Origin of the sequence: Modicisalibacter sp. 'Wilcox' (genome assembly GCF_010993675.1) — a bacterium.
GTDB classification, from domain to species: domain Bacteria; phylum Pseudomonadota; class Gammaproteobacteria; order Pseudomonadales; family Halomonadaceae; genus Modicisalibacter; species Modicisalibacter tunisiensis.
Map to the genome: position 1 here is coordinate 51184 of NZ_WNXF01000010.1, position 16861 is coordinate 68044.

Sequence of the window (16861 nt, forward strand, 5' to 3'; positions counted from 1 at the left end):
CCCCTTCAGGATGACGGCGCACGGGCCCGCCAGGCGCTCGCCGCCAGCGCCAGCCAGCCCGCCATCAGCAGCACGCCGCCGACCGGCGTGATGACTCCCAGCATCGGCGTGCCGGTCAGTACCAGCAGATACAGCGAGCCGGAAAACAGCACGATACCGGCTCCCCATAGCTTGAGCGCCCAGCCCTGGCCGGGTTGCGGCGTATGTGCCCGCCAGACCAGTACCGCCAGCATCGCCAGGGTGTGCCAGGCCTGATAGCGCACGCCGGTCTCGAAGGTGTCGAACAGGCGCGGCGTGACATGATCCCGCAGCCCGTGGGCGCCGAAGGCCCCGGCGGCGACCATGAGGAAACCACTGAGGGCGACGGTGATCCAGGCGGCGCGATAACGCATGATGAGCGGCTCCTGTATGGCTACCCTGAGACGGGGAGGCAGTAAGCGGCTGTCGGCGTTCATGTTTCGTTATCCCGCGCCGGCCGCTATGATGCCGGCCCGTTGCCGGCAGCCACTGACGACAATTCGCTGCCGGCCGCGATCCAGAATGCGGCAGACAACACTACAGGAGAATGATGCCATGGAATCCCTCGCCTCGCTCGTCGCGCCCCTGCGCGACGGCCTGTACGCGGTCATGACGCCCGTCAGTGATTTCATATGGAGTTACATACTGGTTTACCTGCTGCTGGGGGCGGGGGTCCTGTTCACGGTGATGACCCGCGGCATGCAGTTTCGTCTCTTCGGTCACATGGCCAAGGTTACCGTTACCGCCCGTGGCGCCGGCGAGGGCGTCAGCGGCTTTCAGGCATTCGCCACCTCGCTGGCGGCGCGCGTGGGCACCGGCAACCTGGCCGGCGTGGCGATCGCGCTGTGGGTCGGCGGCCCGGGGGCGATCTTCTGGATGTGGATCACCGCCCTGGTCGGCTTCGCCACCTCGTTCGTCGAGTCGACGCTTGCCCAGACCTACAAGCATCGCAACGAGGATGGCGTGTTCCGCGGCGGGCCGGCCTACTACATCGAGCGCTGCCTGGGCTGGCGCTGGCTGGGCTCGCTGTTCGCGATCTTCCTGCTGGTCGCCTACGGGCTGGCGTTCAACGCCGCGCAGTCCAACACCATCGCCCAGGGCATGAACGGCGCGTTCGGCATTCCGCACTGGCTGTCCGGCATCGTGCTGGTGGCGGTGGTGGCGCTGGTCATCTTCGGTGGCCTGAAGTCGGTAGCGCGCACCGCCGAGTGGATCGTGCCCTTCATGGCGATCGCCTACCTGCTGGTGGCGCTGTGGATCCTGTTCGCCAACATCAGTGCCGTGCCGGCGATGCTGGCGCTGATCGTCAAGAGCGCCTTCGGCTTCGGCCCGGCGGTCGGTGGCGCCGCCGGCTACGCGATCAAGGCGGCGATGGAGAACGGCATCAAGCGCGGGCTGTTCTCCAACGAGGCGGGCATGGGCTCGGCGCCCAACGCCGCCGCCCAGGCCACGGTCAAGCACCCGGCGGCCCAGGGGCTGGTGCAGTCGTTCGGGGTGTTCGTCGATACCCTGGTGATCTGCAGCTGCACCGCGGTGGCGATCCTGCTCTCCGGCGTCTATCAGGACATGCTGGCCAGCCATGCCGGCCAGTCGATCGAGGGCATCAAGCTGACCCAGGACGCCATGGTCGACCACCTGGGCACCTTCGGCGAGGTGTTCATCGCCATCGCCATCCTGCTGTTCGCCTTCACCTCGATCATCGCCAACTTCTCCTATGCGGCGATCAACATCGAGTACCTGTTCCGTCATCATGCCCGGAAGGCGGTGCATGTGCTGCGCTGGGCGGTGCTGGGGATGACCCTGGTCGGGGCCATGGCCAAGCTGGAGTTCGTCTGGCACTTCGCCGATCTGGCGATGGGCCTGATGGCCACCACCAACCTGTTCGCCATCCTGATCATGTCACCGATCGCCATCCGCGTGCTGCAGGACTATGAGCGCCAGCGCAACAGCGGCGTCAGCGAGCCGGTGTTCGATCCCAAGGTGCTCAAGCGCCCCGATCAGGTCGACGCCGATGTCTGGCCGCCCAAGGGTGTCTGAGTCGCTCTTTGGCGTTAAAATGACGGCCCGTCGATCCCGACGGGCCGTTTTTCGTTCGACGCTACCCGAGGGACAGCCATGCAGATTCAGCTCAACGGCGAGCGGCATGATCTCGCTGGTCAGCCGACCATCACTGACCTGATCGATACCCTGGGGCTGGCCGGGCGGCGCATCGCCGTCGAGGTCAACGAGCAGATCGTCCCGCGCAGTCAGCATGCGGCCACGCGCCTGGCCGAGGGCGACCGGGTCGAGGTGGTGCATGCCATCGGCGGCGGTTGAGCCGTGTCGTCCACCCTGTCCTGCGCAGGCCAGCCGGGCCTGACGCGGTCCGTTTTTCGAACAGCCCAGGAGTTGTCATGACCGACCCCCAACTGGACCAGCCGTGGCACGTCGCCGGCCGCGAATTCACCTCGCGGCTGCTGGTCGGCACCGGCAAGTATCGCGATCTCGAGGAAACCGCCGCCGCCGTGGCCGCCAGCGGCGCCGAGATCGTCACCTTCGCGGTGCGCCGCACCAATCTCGGCCAGGATGCCGACGCGCCCAACCTGCTCGATGCCGTCTCCCCCGAACGCTACACGCTGCTGCCCAACACCGCCGGCTGCTACACCGCCAGCGACGCCGTGCGCACCTGCAAGCTGGCGCGCGAGCTGCTCGACGGCCACAACCTGGTCAAGCTCGAGGTGCTCGGCGACGACAGGACGCTGTACCCCAACGTGGTCGAGACGCTCAAGGCGGCCGACGAGCTGGTCCGCGACGGCTTCGACGTGATGGTCTACACCAGCGACGACCCGATCGTCGCCAGGGAGCTCGAGAATCGCGGCTGCAAGGCGGTGATGCCGCTGGGCTCGCTGATCGGCTCCGGTCACGGCCTGCTCAACCCGGCCAGCCTGCGGCTGATCCTCGAGAACGCCACGGTGCCGGTGCTGGTCGATGCCGGCATCGGCACCGCCTCCGATGCGGCGCTGGCGATGGAGATGGGCTGCGCCGGGGTGCTGATGAACTCGGCGATCGCCCATGCCCGCCATCCGGTGGTGATGGCCGGTGCCATGCGCAAGGCGATCGAGGCCGGACGCGAGGCGTTCCTGGCCGAGCGCATGCCGCGGCGCGCCTATGCCCAGGCGTCCTCGCCGACCCAGGGCCTTATCAACGAGTGATCCTTCAACGAGCATGAGTGACTCCAGCGTGAGCGTCGATACCCCCCAGTCCAGTGAATCCCGTCCACATCGCGGCGTGAAAAGTTACGTGCTGCGCGCCGGGCGCATGACCGCCGCCCAGAGTCGCGGGCTCGAGGAGGTCTGGCCGCGGCTGGGGCTTCGCCTGGCCGATGGCCGGCAGGATCTCGACGCCCTGTTCGGACGCCGCGCGCCCCGTGTGGTGGAGATCGGCTTCGGCATGGGCGGCTCGTTGGTCGAGCAGGCCGAGACGCACCCCGACACCGACTTCATCGGCATCGAGGTCCACGCCCCCGGGGTGGGCAAGCTGCTCGACGAGGCCGACAAGCGCGGTCTCGCCAACCTGCGTGTCTACCGCGAGGATGCCCTGGAAGTGCTTCGTCACTGCCTGCCGGAAGCCGGCCTCGACGGCGTGCAGCTGTTCTTCCCCGATCCCTGGCCGAAGAAGAAGCACCACAAGCGGCGCATCGTGCAGCCGGCGTTCGTCGCGCTGGTGCGCTCGCGGCTCAAGCCCGGCGGCTGGCTGCACATGGCTACCGACTGGGAGCCCTACGCCGAGCACATGGCCGAGGTGATGGCCGCGGCCCCGGGCTGGCGCAACACCGCGAGCGAGGGCGTCTACGTGCCGCGCCCGGCCTTCCGTCCGCTGACCAAGTTCGAACGCCGCGGCGAGAGACTCGGCCATGGCGTCTTCGACCTGATCTTCGAGCGCCACGACGGCTGAGCCTCGCGCCGCGCCTTCCCTTCCCGGTCTCCCCGAGGCACACAGAAAGGCGGCGGCTCGATGGAGCCGCCGCAAGACCGTGACTAGCTGATGAGGAGATAACCATGGCAGGAACCTGACGGTCGCTGCGATGGTTGTGTGGTGCCTGGCGAGCACCACGAGGTGGATAATAGTGATTCTCATTTATATCGTCAAGGCATTCGAGAATCATTTTCAACTTCGGCCGGTGGACGGTCAGCCGCCCGCCAGACTCAGCCACAGCGGCAGGCTGAGCATCGCCAGCAGGGTCTGGCCGGTGATCAGCGCGGCCATCAGCTCGGCGTCGCCGCCCAGCTGGCGGGCGAGGATGTAGGCCGAGGTCGCGGTGGGCAGGGCGGCGAACAGCAGCGTGACATCGCGGCTCACCGGGTCGAGGCCGACCAGTGCGCCCAGGGCCAGCACCACCGCCGGCATCAGCGCCAGCTTGACCAGGTTGGCGCTCCACACGCCGCGGTCCAGGCGCAGCAGCGCCCGCGGGCGCAGGGCCACGCCGACGGCGACCAGGCCCAGGGGCAGGGCGGCCCGGCCCAGCAGCGACACCGCGCGCTCGCTCCAGCCCGGCAGGCCGATGCCGCTCAGGTTGAGCGCAATGCCGGCCACGCAGGCGAGGATCAGCGGGTTGCGGGTCAGGGCGGCGAGGCTCTTCGACAGGCTGGAAGGGCCCAGGGTGCCGGCGGCGATGAAGCTGGCCACGCACAGCACGTTGATGGTCGGTACCATCAGGGCGACCGCCACCGCGGCCACCGTGGCGCCGGGCTGGCCGTGCAGCGCCGCGGCACCGGCGACGCCGACATAGGTGTTGAAGCGCAGCGCGCCCTGGAAGACCGAGGTGAAGGCGGGGGCCTCGAGCCCGAGCCATGGCTTGACCCACCACAGCAGCGCGGCGAAGGCGCCGATGCCGCCCAGCAGCACGATCGCCACCTGGCCGATCGGCACGCGCGAGACGTCGGCGGTGGCCAGGGTCGCCACCAGCATGGCGGGGAACAGCAAAAAGTAGATCAACCGCTCCATGGCCGGCCAGAAGGTATCCGAGGGCAGGCGGCGCCACCCCAGCAGGGCGCCGAGCAGGATCAGCAGGAACAAAGGGCCCAGTGCCGCCTGGACGCCGGACATGGCGAGTCTCCTTGTCGCGTGCATGACGAGGGCGCTGCGACAACCTTACGCGCGTCACGCCCGAGTGCGAACTGGTAAGCTTACCCGGATTGTCCCGCCTGTCGATGAGGTCCGCCGCCCGATCATGCCCTATGCCGACGACGACAACGCTCGCTCGCCGTTTCTCAACCTGCTGATCATTGTCACGCTGGTGACCATGGTGGTGGCCGTCGGCTATCTGGCGCATTACTACCTGCGCGGCGGCAGCAACGATGTCGTCTGGTACCCGCCGGACGGGATCTGCCGGCTGCACCAGGGGCCCTGTCATGCCGGGCTCGGCGGTGACGTGCGGGTCACGCTCTCGCTGGGCAGCGCGGTCGTCCCCCTGCACCCGTTGCCGCTCGACGTGCATGTCGACGGCCTGAGCCCCGAGCGGGTCGTGGTGGCCTTCATCGGCCGCAACCGCAACATGGGGCTGCGCCGCTACGTGCTTCAGGACCGGGGCGACGGCGACTTTCACGGGGAAGGGGTGTTGAGTGTCAACAGCGTCGACGACGAGTCGGTCACGCGCTGGCGGGCGGAGGTGATCGTGACCACCCCGGAAGGGCGGCGAGGCAGCTGGTTCGACTTCGATGTGCACCGGCCGGGGGCCGGCAACGGCGCCTGACGCGCCGCTGGCGTGAGGGCCCGGCCGCCCTCGGGCGGCCGGTGGTGCGGGGGATCAGTTCTTCGCGGTGTCGGTGGCCTGCTGGGTGGCCTTGGCGCCCGCGTCGGCCTTGGCGTCGTTGGGCTTCTTGGTGACGTCGAGCAGCTCGACCTTGAAGGTCAGCGCCTCGTTGGGGCCGATCGGGCCGCCGGTGCCGGCCGGTCCGTAGGCCAGGTCGGAAGGCAGGTAGATCATCCAGGTGTCGCCGACGTGCATCTTCTTCAGCGCTTCCTGCCAGCCGGGGATGACCTGGTCGACCTGGAACTCGACCGGCTCGCCGCGCTTGTAGGAGCTGTCGAAGACGGTACCGTCGATCAGCTTGCCCTCGTAGTTGACCTTGACCTGATCGTTGGCATCGGGACTCGCGCCGTCACCGGACTCGATGACCTTGTACTGCAGACCGGAATCGGTGACCTTGACGCCGTCCTTCTTGGCATTCTCGGCCAGGAACTTCTCGCCCTCGGCCTTGTTCTGCTTGGCGACTTTCTCCGCCTCGGCCTTGCGCTCGGCCATCTTCTGCTTCTGGAAGGCCGTGAGGGCTTCGGTCATCGCCTTCTTGCTCATCTGCAGATCGTTGCCACCGTAGACGTCCTGAATGGCCTGCGTGAAGCTGTCGATATCCAGGTTCTTGATGTCCTGGGAAAGGCTCTGGCCGAGCGTCACACCAATGCTGTAGCTGAGCTTTTCCTGATCGCTCTGCGGGGCGGCGAGCGCCAGCGGAGCGGTCGACAGCAGTGTCAGAGCAACGGCGGTTAACCGTGTTTTCATGAAAACTCCTCGAATTGTGGATACGGCCAATGTTCTTGTCGGTTGGCGAGCGGAAACGGCGCCAAACGCCTATTGTGACTCTAACAGGGGCCCTCGTGTTCCGCATCCGGCATGCGCCATGTGGAATCTTGACATTGCAGGGCCTTTGCTCTTTTCTGGACTCACATCGACAACAAGGGGAACAAGCACAATGCAACTGCGCAATATCGTGATCGGTGTTACCGCCATGGGTCTGGTCGGGGTGGCCTCGTCGGCCTTTGCCGAGACCTGGCGCTTCGGCCTCGAGGAAACCGAAGGCAGCGTCCAGTACGGTTACGCCGAGGAATTCAAGAAACTGATCGAGGAGAAGAGCGACGGCGACGTCACCGTGCAGCTGCTTCCCTACGGCACCTGGGGGTCGAACTATTCGGCGCTCTACGACGCCATCCAGAACGGCGCCATCCAGATCGGTTTCGGTTCCGGCTTCCTGGGCGGCACCGTGCCGGAAAGCCAGCTGATGAGCCTCAACTTCGTCATGCCGAACGATCAGCTCGAGACGGCGAAGATCCTCAACTCCGATGCGTTCCTGAAGAGCGATCCCTGGCAGCAGTCGTTCCGCAAGCGCGGGCTGGTTCCCCTGGGCGCGCTGCCCGAAGGCTATCAGGTGTGGACGGCCAACAAGGAAATCCGTACCCCCGAGGACATGAAGGGGCTGCAGATCCGCGTCATGGACAACAGCCTGCTGCGCGCCACCTACGAGGCCTACGGCGCCGCGCCGATCACCATCGCCTACGGCGAGCTCTACAGCGCCCTGCAGCAGGGCCAGGCGGAGGGCAACATCCAGCCGGTCTTCGCCCACGAGAACATGGGCTTCTACGAAGTGCAGGACTACATGATCTTCGCCGATCAGTCGCAGTTCGTGGCCAACCTGATCGGCAACCAGGACTGGTACGAGGGGCTGTCCGACGAGCAGCACAAGATGCTGGACTCGGTGCTCGGCGAAATGGTCCAGAAGGGCCATGACATCCAGACCCAGTTCAACGCCGAGCGTCTCGACACCATCAAGGAAAAGAGCGACATCAACATCATTCACCTGAACGAACAGGAGCGTGATGCCTTCCGCAAGCTGGCCAAGCCGGTGCGCCAGACCTACATCGACATGGTCGGCGAGCGTGGCAAGGAATCCCTGAACATCCTGCTCGACCAGATCGACAAGGCCGACAAGAGCCAGTAAGCCCGACAAGCCGGGGCGGGGGGCGGCAAGGCCTCCGCTTCGGTGCTGACCCCCTGATTATCGCTGTCATCGCCCGGGAGCCTGCGCTCCCGGGCGTTTTTTGTGCCGGGCTGCCGAGCCACGAGCCACGGTACGGGTCACGAGCGGGAGAGTGAGGTGGGAGGGAATTTATTCCCGATGGCGGAGCCTCGAGGCGGATTCGTCGCGAATCAATTCGCTCCCACAGAAGTGGGGTTGAATGGGCTTTCGGGGAGGGGGCATTCCCGGCCGTAGCCCGTAGCTCGCCGAGCAAGCACGTGACCATGAAAAAGGCCCGGCGCGAAGCCGGGCCGACAGGGCGGGACCGCCAGCTCAGTCGCCGCCCAGGGAGGGCAGCAGCAGCGAGATCTGCGGGAAGAGAATGAGCACCAGGGTCGCCACCACCAGGATGGCGATGAACGGTGGCGTGCCGCGGACCACGTCCATGTAGGGGCGACGGAACACGGCGATGGCCGTGAAGATGTCGCAGCCGAACGGCGGCGTGGCCGAGCCGATGGCCGCCTGCAGGGTGACGATGACGCCGACGTGCACCGGGTCCAGCCCGGTGGACTGCACGAGCGGCTTGAAGATCGGCACCAGGATCAGGATGACCACGATCGGGTCGACGAACATGCAGCCGACGAAGAAGGACACGGCGATCAGCAGCAGCGCCAGGAACTGGTTGTCGCCGATGCCGTCGATCAGCGGGCCGAGAATCTTCTCCGGAACGCCGGCCGTGCCCAGGGTCTGGGAGAAGGCCGCGCCGATAGCCACCAGGATGAACACCACGGCGGTGATCATGCCGGTGGACAGGGCCAGGCCCCACAGGTCGCGGATCGATACCTGGCGATAGATGACGACCTCGAGGATCAGCGCGTAGGCCACCGCCACCGCCGAGGCCTCGACGGCGCTGAAGAAGCCGCCATAGATGCCGCCGACCACCAGCACCGGGAAGCCCATGGGCAGGATCACGCGACGGATGGCGCGGAAGCGTTCGCTCCAGGAGGCCTTGGTTTCGGCCTCGATGCCCTTGATGCGGGAGTAGATGTAGCAGTACAGGGCGAACATCGCCAGGATCAGCAGGCCCGGCAGGATGCCCGCCAGGAACAGGTCGCCGATCGAGGTCTTCATCACCACGCCGTAGATGATGAAGCCGATGCTCGGCGGAATCAGCAGCGCGATGTCGCTGGCGTTGATGATCAGCCCCAGCGTGAAGTCATCGCTGTAGCCCTTGGCCAGCAGGCGCGGGCGCATCGGCCCGCCCATCGCCACCACCGTGGCCTGGGTGGAACCGGACACCGCGCCGAACAGCGCGCAGGAGGCCGCGGTGGTGATGGGCAGGCCGCCGCGCACATGGCGGGTGAAGACATCGACCACGTCCAGCAGCCGGTTGGCGGTATGGCCCTTGGTGAGGATGTCGGCGGCGAAGATGAACATGGGCACCGCCGCCAGCACCCAGCTGCCGACCCCGTTGATCATCCAGCTCACGGCCTGGTCGGGGCCGAAGAACGTCATACCGGTGAACATCATGTAAAGCGTGCCCGCCGCCAGGGGGACCATCATCGGGAATCCCAGCAGCAGCAGCACGAGCATGATCACGCCTAGCCAGATCAGCATGAAGAAAGTCCTCGTCTTGGTCTTGTTGAAACGTCAGGCGCCGCGTGATGCGTCGTCGTCGCCGGAGGTGTCGAGGTCGTCGGGCACCTCGGCATAGGCTTCCTTCTCGTTGAAGGAACGGTAGATGTCCTGGCTGACCAGGTTGCGTGCCACCGTCAGCAGGTACTGCACGCCCGCCAGGGTGAAGCCGACCGGCAGGGCGAGGTAGATGATCCACAATGGAATGTGCAGCGACGCGCTGGCGCGGCCGCGATCGTAGATCGTCATGACATATTCGGCGGACTTGTAGGCGAAATAGAACATCAGTACCGCGGTGCCCAGACAGATGAGGATCAACAGGCCCTTTCTCAGGCGGCCGCCGAGCTGGTCGTAGATCGCCGACATGCTGATGTGGCGGGCGTTGCGGGTCGCATAGCCGACGCCGACGAAGGTGATGATGACGATCAGCATCTCGGTGACTTCATAGGTGCCGCTGATGCCATGCTGGAACAGGAGGTTGCCGACGACGTGGGCGCTCATCAGCGCGGCCATGACGAGGATGCTGCCTGCCACGATGACGCGCTCGATGATGCCCAGCACGCGATCGAGCGTGTTCAGGGCGCGCAGCACGCCGTTGGGGCGCTTTACGCGTTCGCCGGAGGAAGAAGAGGATTGGGTCATGTCGCAAGCTTTCCTTATTTTTACAGGGATTCGCTAGCCGAGGATGGCGAGCCCTCGTTTCGAGTTGTTACAGACAAGCGTAGCCCTGACCAGGCGCCTCGCTCTACTCTCGAACTTACAGGCTTTGCGACGCCAGTGCTACTCGTCCCGAAAAGGTAACGAGGCCCCTGCCGCCGCCCCCTCCAGCGCCCGAGCCAGGCTCGCCAGCACGGGCTGGTCACGCTCGGTTACGATGCCCAGGTGACGTCGGAAGATCGCGACAAGATCGCCGTCCTCGGCGTAGCGCGCACGCACGCCGTCGCCGTGCCGGGCGAGCGCCTGCAGGGCGTCCAGGGCGGCGTGTTCGGCATCGAGCTCGTCACGCTTGAGACGTTCGCGCCACGCCTCGATTGCCGAGCCCGGCCGGGCCAGCGGCTTGAGCGCACGCCGCCGGGCGCGCAGCGTCCGGGTGTGGCGGGCCTGGTGGGTGCGCACCGGCGCCAGGGCGCGAGAAGCATCCTCCGCCGTGGTCAGCCCGAGCCGATACAGCCAGGCGAGCCACAGCAGCTCGCAGACATCGGCGCCCAGGCCATCCTGGGCGGCGAGGCAGGCGTCGGCGACGCCGGGGGCGGCGTAGCAGGCGCCGGCGTAACGCCACAGGGCATCCGGGGCGGCCAGAGCGGCGACGGATTGGGTAGAATGGGCGGTCATGGTCGACGAGCGGCGCGGCCTTCAGCGACGAAACGATGGGAGACAGGCATGATCGCACTGCGTCAACTGGACCTGCAACGCGGCACGCAACCGCTCTTCGAGGCGGCCGAACTGACCCTGTATCCGGGGCAGAAGGCGGGCATCGTCGGCGCCAACGGTACCGGCAAGTCGAGCCTGTTCAAGCTGCTGCTCGGCGAGCTCGGCCCCGACCGGGGCGAGGTCAGCCTGGCCGGCGGTTTGCGCATCGCGCACATGGCCCAGGAGGTCGAGTCGCTGGAGCGTTCGATCCTCGACTACGTGCTCGACGGCGACCGCGAGCTGCGTGCCACCCAGGCGGCACTGGACAGCGCCCGCGAGCGTGACGAGGCGCACCGCGAGGCCGAGCTGCACGGCCGGCTCGAGGCGCTCGACGGCTACAGCGCCCCCTCGCGGGCGGCGCGGCTGCTGGTCGGGCTGGGCTTCACCCAGGCCGACCTCGATCGCCCGCTGTCGGCGTTCTCCGGCGGCTGGCGGATGCGTGTCAACCTCGCCCAGACGCTGTTTCGTCCCTCCGATCTGTTGCTGCTCGACGAGCCCACCAACCACCTGGATCTCGACGCCCTGCTGTGGCTCGAGCAGTGGCTGGTCCGCTACCCGGGCACGCTGCTGCTGATCTCCCACGACCGCGACTTCCTCGACGCGGTATGCGATCACATCGTGCACGTCGAGCAGCGCCGGCTGACCCTCTACAGCGGCAACTACACCACCTTCGAGCGTACCCGCGCCGAGAAGCTCGCCCAGCAGCAGGCCGAGGCCGCCAAGCAGCAGGCCCGCCGCGAGGAGATCGAGCGTTTCGTGGCGCGCTTTCGCGCCAAGGCCACCAAGGCCCGCCAGGCCCAGAGCCGGCTGAAGATGCTCGAGCGCATGGAAACCATCGCCGTCGCCCATGTCGACTCGCCGTTCCACTTCACCCTGCCGGCCGCCGACAAGACCTCGCATCCGCTGCTGGTGCTCGACGAGGCCCAGCTGGGCTACGCCGAGCCGCTGCTGCGCGACGTCAAGCTGACCCTGCTGCCGGGGCAGCGCATCGGCCTGCTGGGCCCCAACGGCGCCGGCAAGTCGACGCTGATCAAGTCGCTGACCGGCGCGCTGCCGTTGATCGCCGGCAAGCGCGTGCCCGGCGAGCACCTGGCGGTCGGCTACTTCGCCCAGCACCAGCTCGAGGGGCTCGATCTCAAGGCCACGCCGTTTCTGCACGTGCAGCGGCTCTCGCCGACGGCCAGCGAGCAGGCGATCCGCAACTTCCTCGGCGGCTTCGGCTTTCGCGGCGACGACGTGTTCGGCGAGGTGGGGCGCTTCTCCGGCGGCGAGAAGGCGCGCCTGGCGCTGGCGCTGGTGGCCTGGCAGAAGCCCAACCTGCTGCTGCTCGACGAGCCCACCAACCACCTCGACCTGGAGATGCGCGAGGCGCTCACCGAGGCGCTGGCCGGCTTCGAGGGCACGGTGATCGTGGTCTCCCACGACCGCCATCTGCTGCGCGCCACGGTGGACGAGTTCTGGCGGGTCGCCGACGGCACGGTGGCGCCGTTCGACGGCGATCTCGACGATTACCGGGCCTGGCTCAAGGCGCGGGTCGAGGACGAGCGTCGCGAGAACCGGGCCGACAAGGCCGCTGACGGTGCCGCGCCGGATCGCAAGACGCAGCGCCGCGCGGCCGCCGCGCTGCGCGAGAAGCTGCGGCCGCTCAAGCGCGAGCGCGACCGGGTCGAGAAGCGCATGACCGAGGCCCAGTCGCGGCTGGCGACGCTCGAAGACGCACTGGGCGATCCCGACCTCTACACCGATGCCTCGCGCAAGGAGGAACTCACCGACCTGCTGGCCCGCCAGGGTGAGCTCAAGGGCGAGGTCGAGACGCTCGAGCAGGCCTGGCTCGAGGCCGAGGAGGCACTCGAGGCGCTGGAAAGCGAACTGGCATCGGAAGGAGCCTGACAATGCGCCACGCCAAGCGCTGGACAAGCTGGACGCGGCGCGTCGGGGTCGGGGGGCTGATGCTGGTGCTGAGCGCCTGCGGCAACACCGCCCTGACCCTGGACAACTACGACCGGCTCGCCCCCGGGATGACCCGCGCCGAGGTCGAGGCGATACTCGGCGAGCCCGCCGGCTGCTCCGGCGCCGTGCTCTTCGACTACTGCCGCTGGGGCGACGAGCGTCGCTTCATCCAGGCCCAGTTCATCGACGGCAAGGCGCTGTCGTTCCAGTACAGGGGGCTCAAGTAGCCCGCGCCTCGCGGCGAGCGGGCGCTTACTCGGCGTAGATCATCCTGCGGGTCATGCCGCCGTCCACCACCAGCTGCTGGCCGGTGATGAAGCCGGCTTCCGCGCTGGCCAGGAAGGCCACCGTGGCGGCGATGTCGGCGGGCTCGCCGACGCGCCCCGCCGGGTGCTGGTCGCGGTCGATGGCGCGGTGCTCGGGCGTCTCGCGGCGTGCGGCCTTCTGCCAGGGGCCGGTCTCGATCCAGCCGGGGCAGATCGCGTTGACGCGCACCTCGGGGCCGAGACTCACCGCCAGGGCGTGGGTCATCGCCAGCAGGCCGCCCTTGGCGGCGGCGTAGGCCTCGCAGTCGGGCTCCGACTGCAGCGCCCGGGTCGAGGCGATGTTGACGATGCTGCCGTGGCGCGTGCGCAGGTCGGCGACCGCGGCGCGGGTGCACAGGAAGGCGCCGGTGAGATGGCTGTCCTGCCAGCGCCGCCAGTCGGCGAGCGACAGCGACTCGACGGGGCCCGAGACCGGGTCGGCGATGCCGGCGTTGTTGACCAGCAGGTCGAGGCCGGGCGGTTCGCCGGCGCCGGCCTGCCAGTCGCGCAGGCGAGCGAAGGCGGCGTCCACCTCGGTTTCGCGGGCCACGTCGGCGCGCAGCACCAGCAGCGTCGCCTCGGGGTGGGCGGCGTCCAGCTCGGCCAGGGCCTCGGCATCGCAGTCCAGGGCGGCGACCCGCCAGCCGCGGGCCAGCAGGTCCTCGACGATGCCGCGGCCGATGCCTTGGGCGCCGCCGGTGATCAGGGCGAGACGGGGAGGGGTCATGGGGTGGGCTCCTCGAGTCAGGTTTCCAGCAGGAAGGTCACCGGGCCGTCGTTGACCAGCTCGACCTGCATGTTGGCGCCGAACTCGCCGTTGGCGACATGCGGCCAGGCGGCTCGGGCACGGTCGAGCAGGTAGTGGAAGAGCCGGTCGCCCTCCTCGGGGGCGGCGGCGCTGGAGAAGCCCGGGCGCAGCCCCTTGCGGGTGTCGGCGGCCAGGGTGAACTGCGAGACCAGCAGCAGGCCGCCGTCGGCCTGCTGCAGGTTGCGGTTCATGCGCCCGGTGTCGTCGGCGAAGACCCGGTAGTGCAGCAGCTTGTGCAGCAGCCGGTCGGCGCGTGTCTCGTCGTCGCCGCGCTCCACCCCGACGAGGGCGAGCAGGCCGTGGTCGATGGCGCCGACCGTGCGGCCGTCGACGCTGACGCCGGCGCGGGTGACGCGCTGGATGAGTGCCCGCATGCGAGTGTCGTCCTGTGTGTCTGGGTCGGGGTTACGCTGCCCCAGACGCCGCGCGGGCGCAAGGCCAGGATCGCTACCAGGCGCGGCACACCATCAGGTCGCAGTGCGGCTCGGCGAGCAGCTGTTCGGTCAGCGGGCTCTGGCGGCCCAGCCGGGACTGGCTGCTCAGCGCCAGCAGGTCGGGCGGCTGGCGCCGCAGACGACCCATCAGCACCTCGAGCGGCTCACCCTGCTCGAGCACCAGCTCGAGCTCGGGAACGCCGCCCACCTCGCTCATCAGCTGGTCGACCTCGCTCTCCAGGCGCTCGCGCAGCCGCGCGACCTCGTGCTCGCGCCAGCGCGCGTAGTCGCTGTGCGAGGCCAGCTCGCGCTCGCCGGGGATGCACCAGGCATGCAGCAGGGTCAGGCGGGCGTCCGGGAAGCGGGTGATGACTTCGCGCAGGGTATGCCGGCAGGGCAGCGAGAAGTCCATGGGCACCAGGATGTCATGCCACTCCTGATGGGCCGGATGGCTGATCGAGAACACCGGGCAGGGGGCGTTGCGCATCACCCGGGCCAGCGTGGTGCCGGCGACCAGGTCGGGCTGCCCGCGCTTGCGATGCGTGCCGAGCACGATCAGGTCGGCATGGCGCTCGTGGGCCTCGCGGACGATCTCCGCATAGGGGGTGCCGGCCACCGTCTGGATCAGGGTGTCCGGCGAGGGGAGGGCATAGTCCTCGCGCAGGTCGGTCAGGGTGCGCTCCATCTCGGCCACCACCGCGCTTTCCAGGTCATGCAGTGCCTGGCGGGGCAGGTGGGGGTCGAGGACATGCAGCACGTCGAGACGGGCGCCGGTTTCCGCGGCCAGGCGAATGGCCCGGGCGAAGCCGGCGCGATTTTCGGCGGACAGGTCGCAGGCGAAGAGCAGCGTCCGGGACATGGCGGTATCCTCCCGTGAAGTTGGCTCCGGCAGACCCGGCTGCCGAAGCGGACGTTACCCGTCACTGCAGCATGGTGCGCCCCGCCGACCCCCGCAAGTGCGGCGTGGTGGCAGGATACTCTCAGTCGGCCATGGGGCTAGGCGCCCGGGGACAGGTCGTAGTGGGGGTTTTTGGCCATGGCCGGAAAGTGTTCCTTTCCATTCCGGCATTTCCGCCATCCATGGCGGTCAGATGGCCAAAGTAGCGCCCAGGGAGGGGGGGCATAGCGCCCCGCGTAGACCTGTCGACGGGAAAGCCCGCGCAGCCGGGCTAGCCCGTATCGTTCCGTCTACCACCAGGCGTGGAAGTGATGGACCGGCCCGCGCCCCCGGCCGACGTCGAGGCGGTGGCTGTCGTGCAGTGCCTGGCTGAGCCACACCTTGGCGTGCTGCACGGCGCCGACGAGCGAATCGCCGCGGGCCAGGCGCGCGGTGATCGCCGACGACAGCGAGCAGCCGGTGCCGTGCAGGTTGTCGGTGGCGATGCGCTCGGCCTCGAGCCAGCTGGCGCCCTCGGGCGAGATCAGCAGGTCGGGGCAGCGCTCGCCGGCCAGATGGCCGCCCTTGAGCAGCACGTGGGGCGCGCCGAGCCGGCGCAGGGCGGGCTGCAGGGCTTCCATCGCCTCGGCCGAGGTCACCTCGGAGTCCCCCAGCAGCACCGCGGCCTCGGGCAGGTTGGGGGTGATGAGGTCGGCCAGGGGCACGAGAATGTCACGCACCGCGCGGATGCCGGCGTCGTCGACCAGCAGGTCGCCGCTCTTGGCGACCATCACCGGGTCGAGCACGATCCAGCGCGGCCGGCGGCGCTCGAGGCGCTCGCGAATCGTCTCGGCAACCTCGCGACTGGCGACCATGCCGATCTTCACCGCGTCGATCGCCACATCGTCGAGCAGGGTGTCGAGCTGGGCGGCGATGAAGTCGACCGGCACCGGATGCACGCCGGTGACGCCGCAGGTGTTCTGGGCGGTCAGCGCGGTGATCACGCTGGTACCGTAGGTGCCGTGGGCCGAGAAGGTCTTGAGATCGGCCTGGATGCCGGCGCCGCCCGACGGGTCGGAGCCGGCGATGGTCAGGACATTGGCAATGCGGGAGGCATCGGACATCGTCACGCGGATCCTCAACTGTGAACGGGGCTACAGCCTAGCCGATCCGGCGGCGGGGCGGCCATGCTGAGCCTGTTTCTCGTCGCCCTGGCCAGCGCCACGCTGCTGCCCGGCGGCTCGGAGGTCTGGCTGGCCCGCCAGTGGTGCCAGGGCGAGGCCGTGGGGCTGCTGTGGGCCGTGGCCACTCTCGGCAATACCCTGGGCAGCCTGGTCAACGTCGCCCTGGGACGCTACGCCCGCCACCTGGCCGGACGCCGCTGGTTTCCGGTGTCGGCGCCGGCACTGGCGCGCGGCGAGCGCACCTACGCCCGGCTGGGGCGATTCAGCCTGCTGCTGGCCTGGCTGCCGGTGGTGGGCGATGCCCTGACCGTGGTCGCCGGGCTGCTGCGGCTGCCCTTCGGGCAGGCGACGCTGCTGATCCTGGCCGGCAAGGGGGCACGCTATGCCGTGGTGCTTTGGCTGGCGGAACACTGGCTGGGCGGGTATTGCCAGTGAGGCGGTCACGGCGCTACGCCTTTGCTGCACTGCGGA

Annotated in this window: 19 protein-coding genes; 9 read left to right on the top strand and 10 right to left on the bottom strand. The window is 68.3% G+C overall.

Going from position 1 to position 16861, the window contains the following annotated elements:
• Window positions 1–5: 5 nt before the first annotated feature.
• On the bottom strand, window positions 6–392 hold the full coding sequence (locus G7A98_RS10545; RefSeq protein ID WP_163649635.1) for a DUF423 domain-containing protein: 387 nt from the start codon (window positions 390–392) through the stop codon (window positions 6–8).
• 181 nt (window positions 393–573) lie between these two features.
• Here G7A98_RS10545 and G7A98_RS10550 point away from each other — a divergent pair, with 181 nt between their 5' ends.
• The 4 genes from G7A98_RS10550 (at window position 574) to trmB (ending at window position 3951) form a co-directional block, all read left to right on the top strand.
• Window positions 574–2055 (top strand): sodium:alanine symporter family protein, encoded by a 1482-nt coding sequence (locus G7A98_RS10550; RefSeq protein WP_163649636.1) that lies wholly within the window; start codon window positions 574–576, stop codon window positions 2053–2055.
• A gap of 78 nt (window positions 2056–2133) precedes the next feature.
• Complete coding sequence (gene thiS / locus G7A98_RS10555) at window positions 2134–2334, top strand: sulfur carrier protein ThiS (RefSeq protein ID WP_163649637.1); 201 nt, start codon at window positions 2134–2136, stop codon at window positions 2332–2334.
• Between the two features lie 77 nt (window positions 2335–2411).
• The gene (locus tag G7A98_RS10560; protein WP_163649638.1) at window positions 2412–3209 is read left to right on the top strand and encodes a thiazole synthase; all 798 of its coding nucleotides are present in this window, start codon (window positions 2412–2414) and stop codon (window positions 3207–3209) included.
• A gap of 13 nt (window positions 3210–3222) precedes the next feature.
• The gene (gene trmB / locus G7A98_RS10565) at window positions 3223–3951 is read left to right on the top strand and encodes a tRNA (guanosine(46)-N7)-methyltransferase TrmB (RefSeq protein WP_163649639.1); all 729 of its coding nucleotides are present in this window, start codon (window positions 3223–3225) and stop codon (window positions 3949–3951) included.
• 234 nt (window positions 3952–4185) lie between these two features.
• Here the strand turns inward: trmB and G7A98_RS10570 are convergent, their stop codons facing one another.
• Window positions 4186–5103 (bottom strand): AEC family transporter, encoded by a 918-nt coding sequence (locus tag G7A98_RS10570; protein WP_163649640.1) that lies wholly within the window; start codon window positions 5101–5103, stop codon window positions 4186–4188.
• Between the two features lie 124 nt (window positions 5104–5227).
• Here G7A98_RS10570 and G7A98_RS10575 point away from each other — a divergent pair, with 124 nt between their 5' ends.
• A complete protein-coding gene (locus G7A98_RS10575) occupies window positions 5228–5749 on the top strand; it encodes a hypothetical protein (protein WP_163649641.1) in 522 nt (173 codons plus the stop codon).
• A 54-nt stretch (window positions 5750–5803) separates the two neighbouring features.
• Here the strand turns inward: G7A98_RS10575 and G7A98_RS10580 are convergent, their stop codons facing one another.
• Window positions 5804–6556 (bottom strand): FKBP-type peptidyl-prolyl cis-trans isomerase, encoded by a 753-nt coding sequence (locus G7A98_RS10580; protein WP_163649642.1) that lies wholly within the window; start codon window positions 6554–6556, stop codon window positions 5804–5806.
• 190 nt (window positions 6557–6746) lie between these two features.
• Between G7A98_RS10580 and dctP the strand changes: the two genes are divergently transcribed.
• Window positions 6747–7769: a TRAP transporter substrate-binding protein DctP gene (gene dctP / locus G7A98_RS10585; RefSeq protein ID WP_163649643.1), complete on the top strand. Its 1023-nt coding sequence runs from the start codon at window positions 6747–6749 to the stop codon at window positions 7767–7769.
• A 351-nt stretch (window positions 7770–8120) separates the two neighbouring features.
• Here dctP and G7A98_RS10590 read toward each other — a convergent pair whose 3' ends face one another.
• From G7A98_RS10590 to G7A98_RS10600, 3 genes are all read right to left on the bottom strand, one after another.
• The gene (locus G7A98_RS10590) at window positions 8121–9404 is read right to left on the bottom strand and encodes a TRAP transporter large permease (protein WP_163649644.1); all 1284 of its coding nucleotides are present in this window, start codon (window positions 9402–9404) and stop codon (window positions 8121–8123) included.
• A 33-nt stretch (window positions 9405–9437) separates the two neighbouring features.
• The gene (locus G7A98_RS10595) at window positions 9438–10064 is read right to left on the bottom strand and encodes a TRAP transporter small permease (RefSeq protein WP_163649645.1); all 627 of its coding nucleotides are present in this window, start codon (window positions 10062–10064) and stop codon (window positions 9438–9440) included.
• A gap of 138 nt (window positions 10065–10202) precedes the next feature.
• Window positions 10203–10754, bottom strand: coding sequence for a TIGR02444 family protein (locus G7A98_RS10600; RefSeq protein ID WP_163649646.1), 552 nt, complete (start codon window positions 10752–10754; stop codon window positions 10203–10205).
• Between the two features lie 48 nt (window positions 10755–10802).
• Between G7A98_RS10600 and G7A98_RS10605 the strand changes: the two genes are divergently transcribed.
• Complete coding sequence (locus G7A98_RS10605; RefSeq protein WP_163649647.1) at window positions 10803–12722, top strand: ATP-binding cassette domain-containing protein; 1920 nt, start codon at window positions 10803–10805, stop codon at window positions 12720–12722.
• Window positions 12723–12724: 2 nt separating this feature from the next.
• Window positions 12725–13009: an outer membrane protein assembly factor BamE gene (bamE, locus tag G7A98_RS10610; RefSeq protein WP_205596257.1), complete on the top strand. Its 285-nt coding sequence runs from the start codon at window positions 12725–12727 to the stop codon at window positions 13007–13009.
• A gap of 25 nt (window positions 13010–13034) precedes the next feature.
• Here bamE and G7A98_RS10615 read toward each other — a convergent pair whose 3' ends face one another.
• The 4 genes from G7A98_RS10615 to thiD form a co-directional block, all read right to left on the bottom strand.
• On the bottom strand, window positions 13035–13814 hold the full coding sequence (locus tag G7A98_RS10615; protein WP_163649648.1) for an SDR family oxidoreductase: 780 nt from the start codon (window positions 13812–13814) through the stop codon (window positions 13035–13037).
• A gap of 17 nt (window positions 13815–13831) precedes the next feature.
• Window positions 13832–14269, bottom strand: a complete 438-nt coding sequence (gene dtd, locus G7A98_RS10620; RefSeq protein WP_163649649.1) for a D-aminoacyl-tRNA deacylase — start codon at window positions 14267–14269, stop codon at window positions 13832–13834.
• Between the two features lie 73 nt (window positions 14270–14342).
• The gene (locus G7A98_RS10625) at window positions 14343–15188 is read right to left on the bottom strand and encodes a universal stress protein (RefSeq protein WP_163649650.1); all 846 of its coding nucleotides are present in this window, start codon (window positions 15186–15188) and stop codon (window positions 14343–14345) included.
• Between the two features lie 329 nt (window positions 15189–15517).
• A complete protein-coding gene (gene thiD, locus G7A98_RS10630; RefSeq protein WP_163649651.1) occupies window positions 15518–16330 on the bottom strand; it encodes a bifunctional hydroxymethylpyrimidine kinase/phosphomethylpyrimidine kinase in 813 nt (270 codons plus the stop codon).
• 63 nt (window positions 16331–16393) lie between these two features.
• Between thiD and G7A98_RS10635 the strand changes: the two genes are divergently transcribed.
• Window positions 16394–16825, top strand: a complete 432-nt coding sequence (locus tag G7A98_RS10635) for a YqaA family protein (protein WP_163649652.1) — start codon at window positions 16394–16396, stop codon at window positions 16823–16825.
• Window positions 16826–16861 lie beyond the last annotated feature (36 nt).

Bases quoted from the DNA above. Each gene is read 5' to 3' on its own strand.
- G7A98_RS10545 (WP_163649635.1), bottom strand. From the start codon at position 392: ATGCGTTATCGCGCCGCCTGGATCACCGTCGCCCTCAGTGGTTTCCTC.
- G7A98_RS10550 (WP_163649636.1), top strand. From the start codon at position 574: ATGGAATCCCTCGCCTCGCTCGTCGCGCCCCTGCGCGACGGCCTGTAC.
- thiS (WP_163649637.1), top strand. From the start codon at position 2,134: ATGCAGATTCAGCTCAACGGCGAGCGGCATGATCTCGCTGGTCAGCCG.
- G7A98_RS10560 (WP_163649638.1), top strand. From the start codon at position 2,412: ATGACCGACCCCCAACTGGACCAGCCGTGGCACGTCGCCGGCCGCGAA.
- trmB (WP_163649639.1), top strand. From the start codon at position 3,223: ATGAGTGACTCCAGCGTGAGCGTCGATACCCCCCAGTCCAGTGAATCC.
- G7A98_RS10570 (WP_163649640.1), bottom strand. From the start codon at position 5,103: ATGTCCGGCGTCCAGGCGGCACTGGGCCCTTTGTTCCTGCTGATCCTG.
- G7A98_RS10575 (WP_163649641.1), top strand. From the start codon at position 5,228: ATGCCCTATGCCGACGACGACAACGCTCGCTCGCCGTTTCTCAACCTG.
- G7A98_RS10580 (WP_163649642.1), bottom strand. From the start codon at position 6,556: ATGAAAACACGGTTAACCGCCGTTGCTCTGACACTGCTGTCGACCGCT.
- dctP (WP_163649643.1), top strand. From the start codon at position 6,747: ATGCAACTGCGCAATATCGTGATCGGTGTTACCGCCATGGGTCTGGTC.
- G7A98_RS10590 (WP_163649644.1), bottom strand. From the start codon at position 9,404: ATGCTGATCTGGCTAGGCGTGATCATGCTCGTGCTGCTGCTGCTGGGA.
- G7A98_RS10595 (WP_163649645.1), bottom strand. From the start codon at position 10,064: ATGACCCAATCCTCTTCTTCCTCCGGCGAACGCGTAAAGCGCCCCAAC.
- G7A98_RS10600 (WP_163649646.1), bottom strand. From the start codon at position 10,754: ATGACCGCCCATTCTACCCAATCCGTCGCCGCTCTGGCCGCCCCGGAT.
- G7A98_RS10605 (WP_163649647.1), top strand. From the start codon at position 10,803: ATGATCGCACTGCGTCAACTGGACCTGCAACGCGGCACGCAACCGCTC.
- bamE (WP_205596257.1), top strand. From the start codon at position 12,725: ATGCGCCACGCCAAGCGCTGGACAAGCTGGACGCGGCGCGTCGGGGTC.
- G7A98_RS10615 (WP_163649648.1), bottom strand. From the start codon at position 13,814: ATGACCCCTCCCCGTCTCGCCCTGATCACCGGCGGCGCCCAAGGCATC.
- dtd (WP_163649649.1), bottom strand. From the start codon at position 14,269: ATGCGGGCACTCATCCAGCGCGTCACCCGCGCCGGCGTCAGCGTCGAC.
- G7A98_RS10625 (WP_163649650.1), bottom strand. From the start codon at position 15,188: ATGTCCCGGACGCTGCTCTTCGCCTGCGACCTGTCCGCCGAAAATCGC.
- thiD (WP_163649651.1), bottom strand. From the start codon at position 16,330: ATGTCCGATGCCTCCCGCATTGCCAATGTCCTGACCATCGCCGGCTCC.
- G7A98_RS10635 (WP_163649652.1), top strand. From the start codon at position 16,394: ATGCTGAGCCTGTTTCTCGTCGCCCTGGCCAGCGCCACGCTGCTGCCC.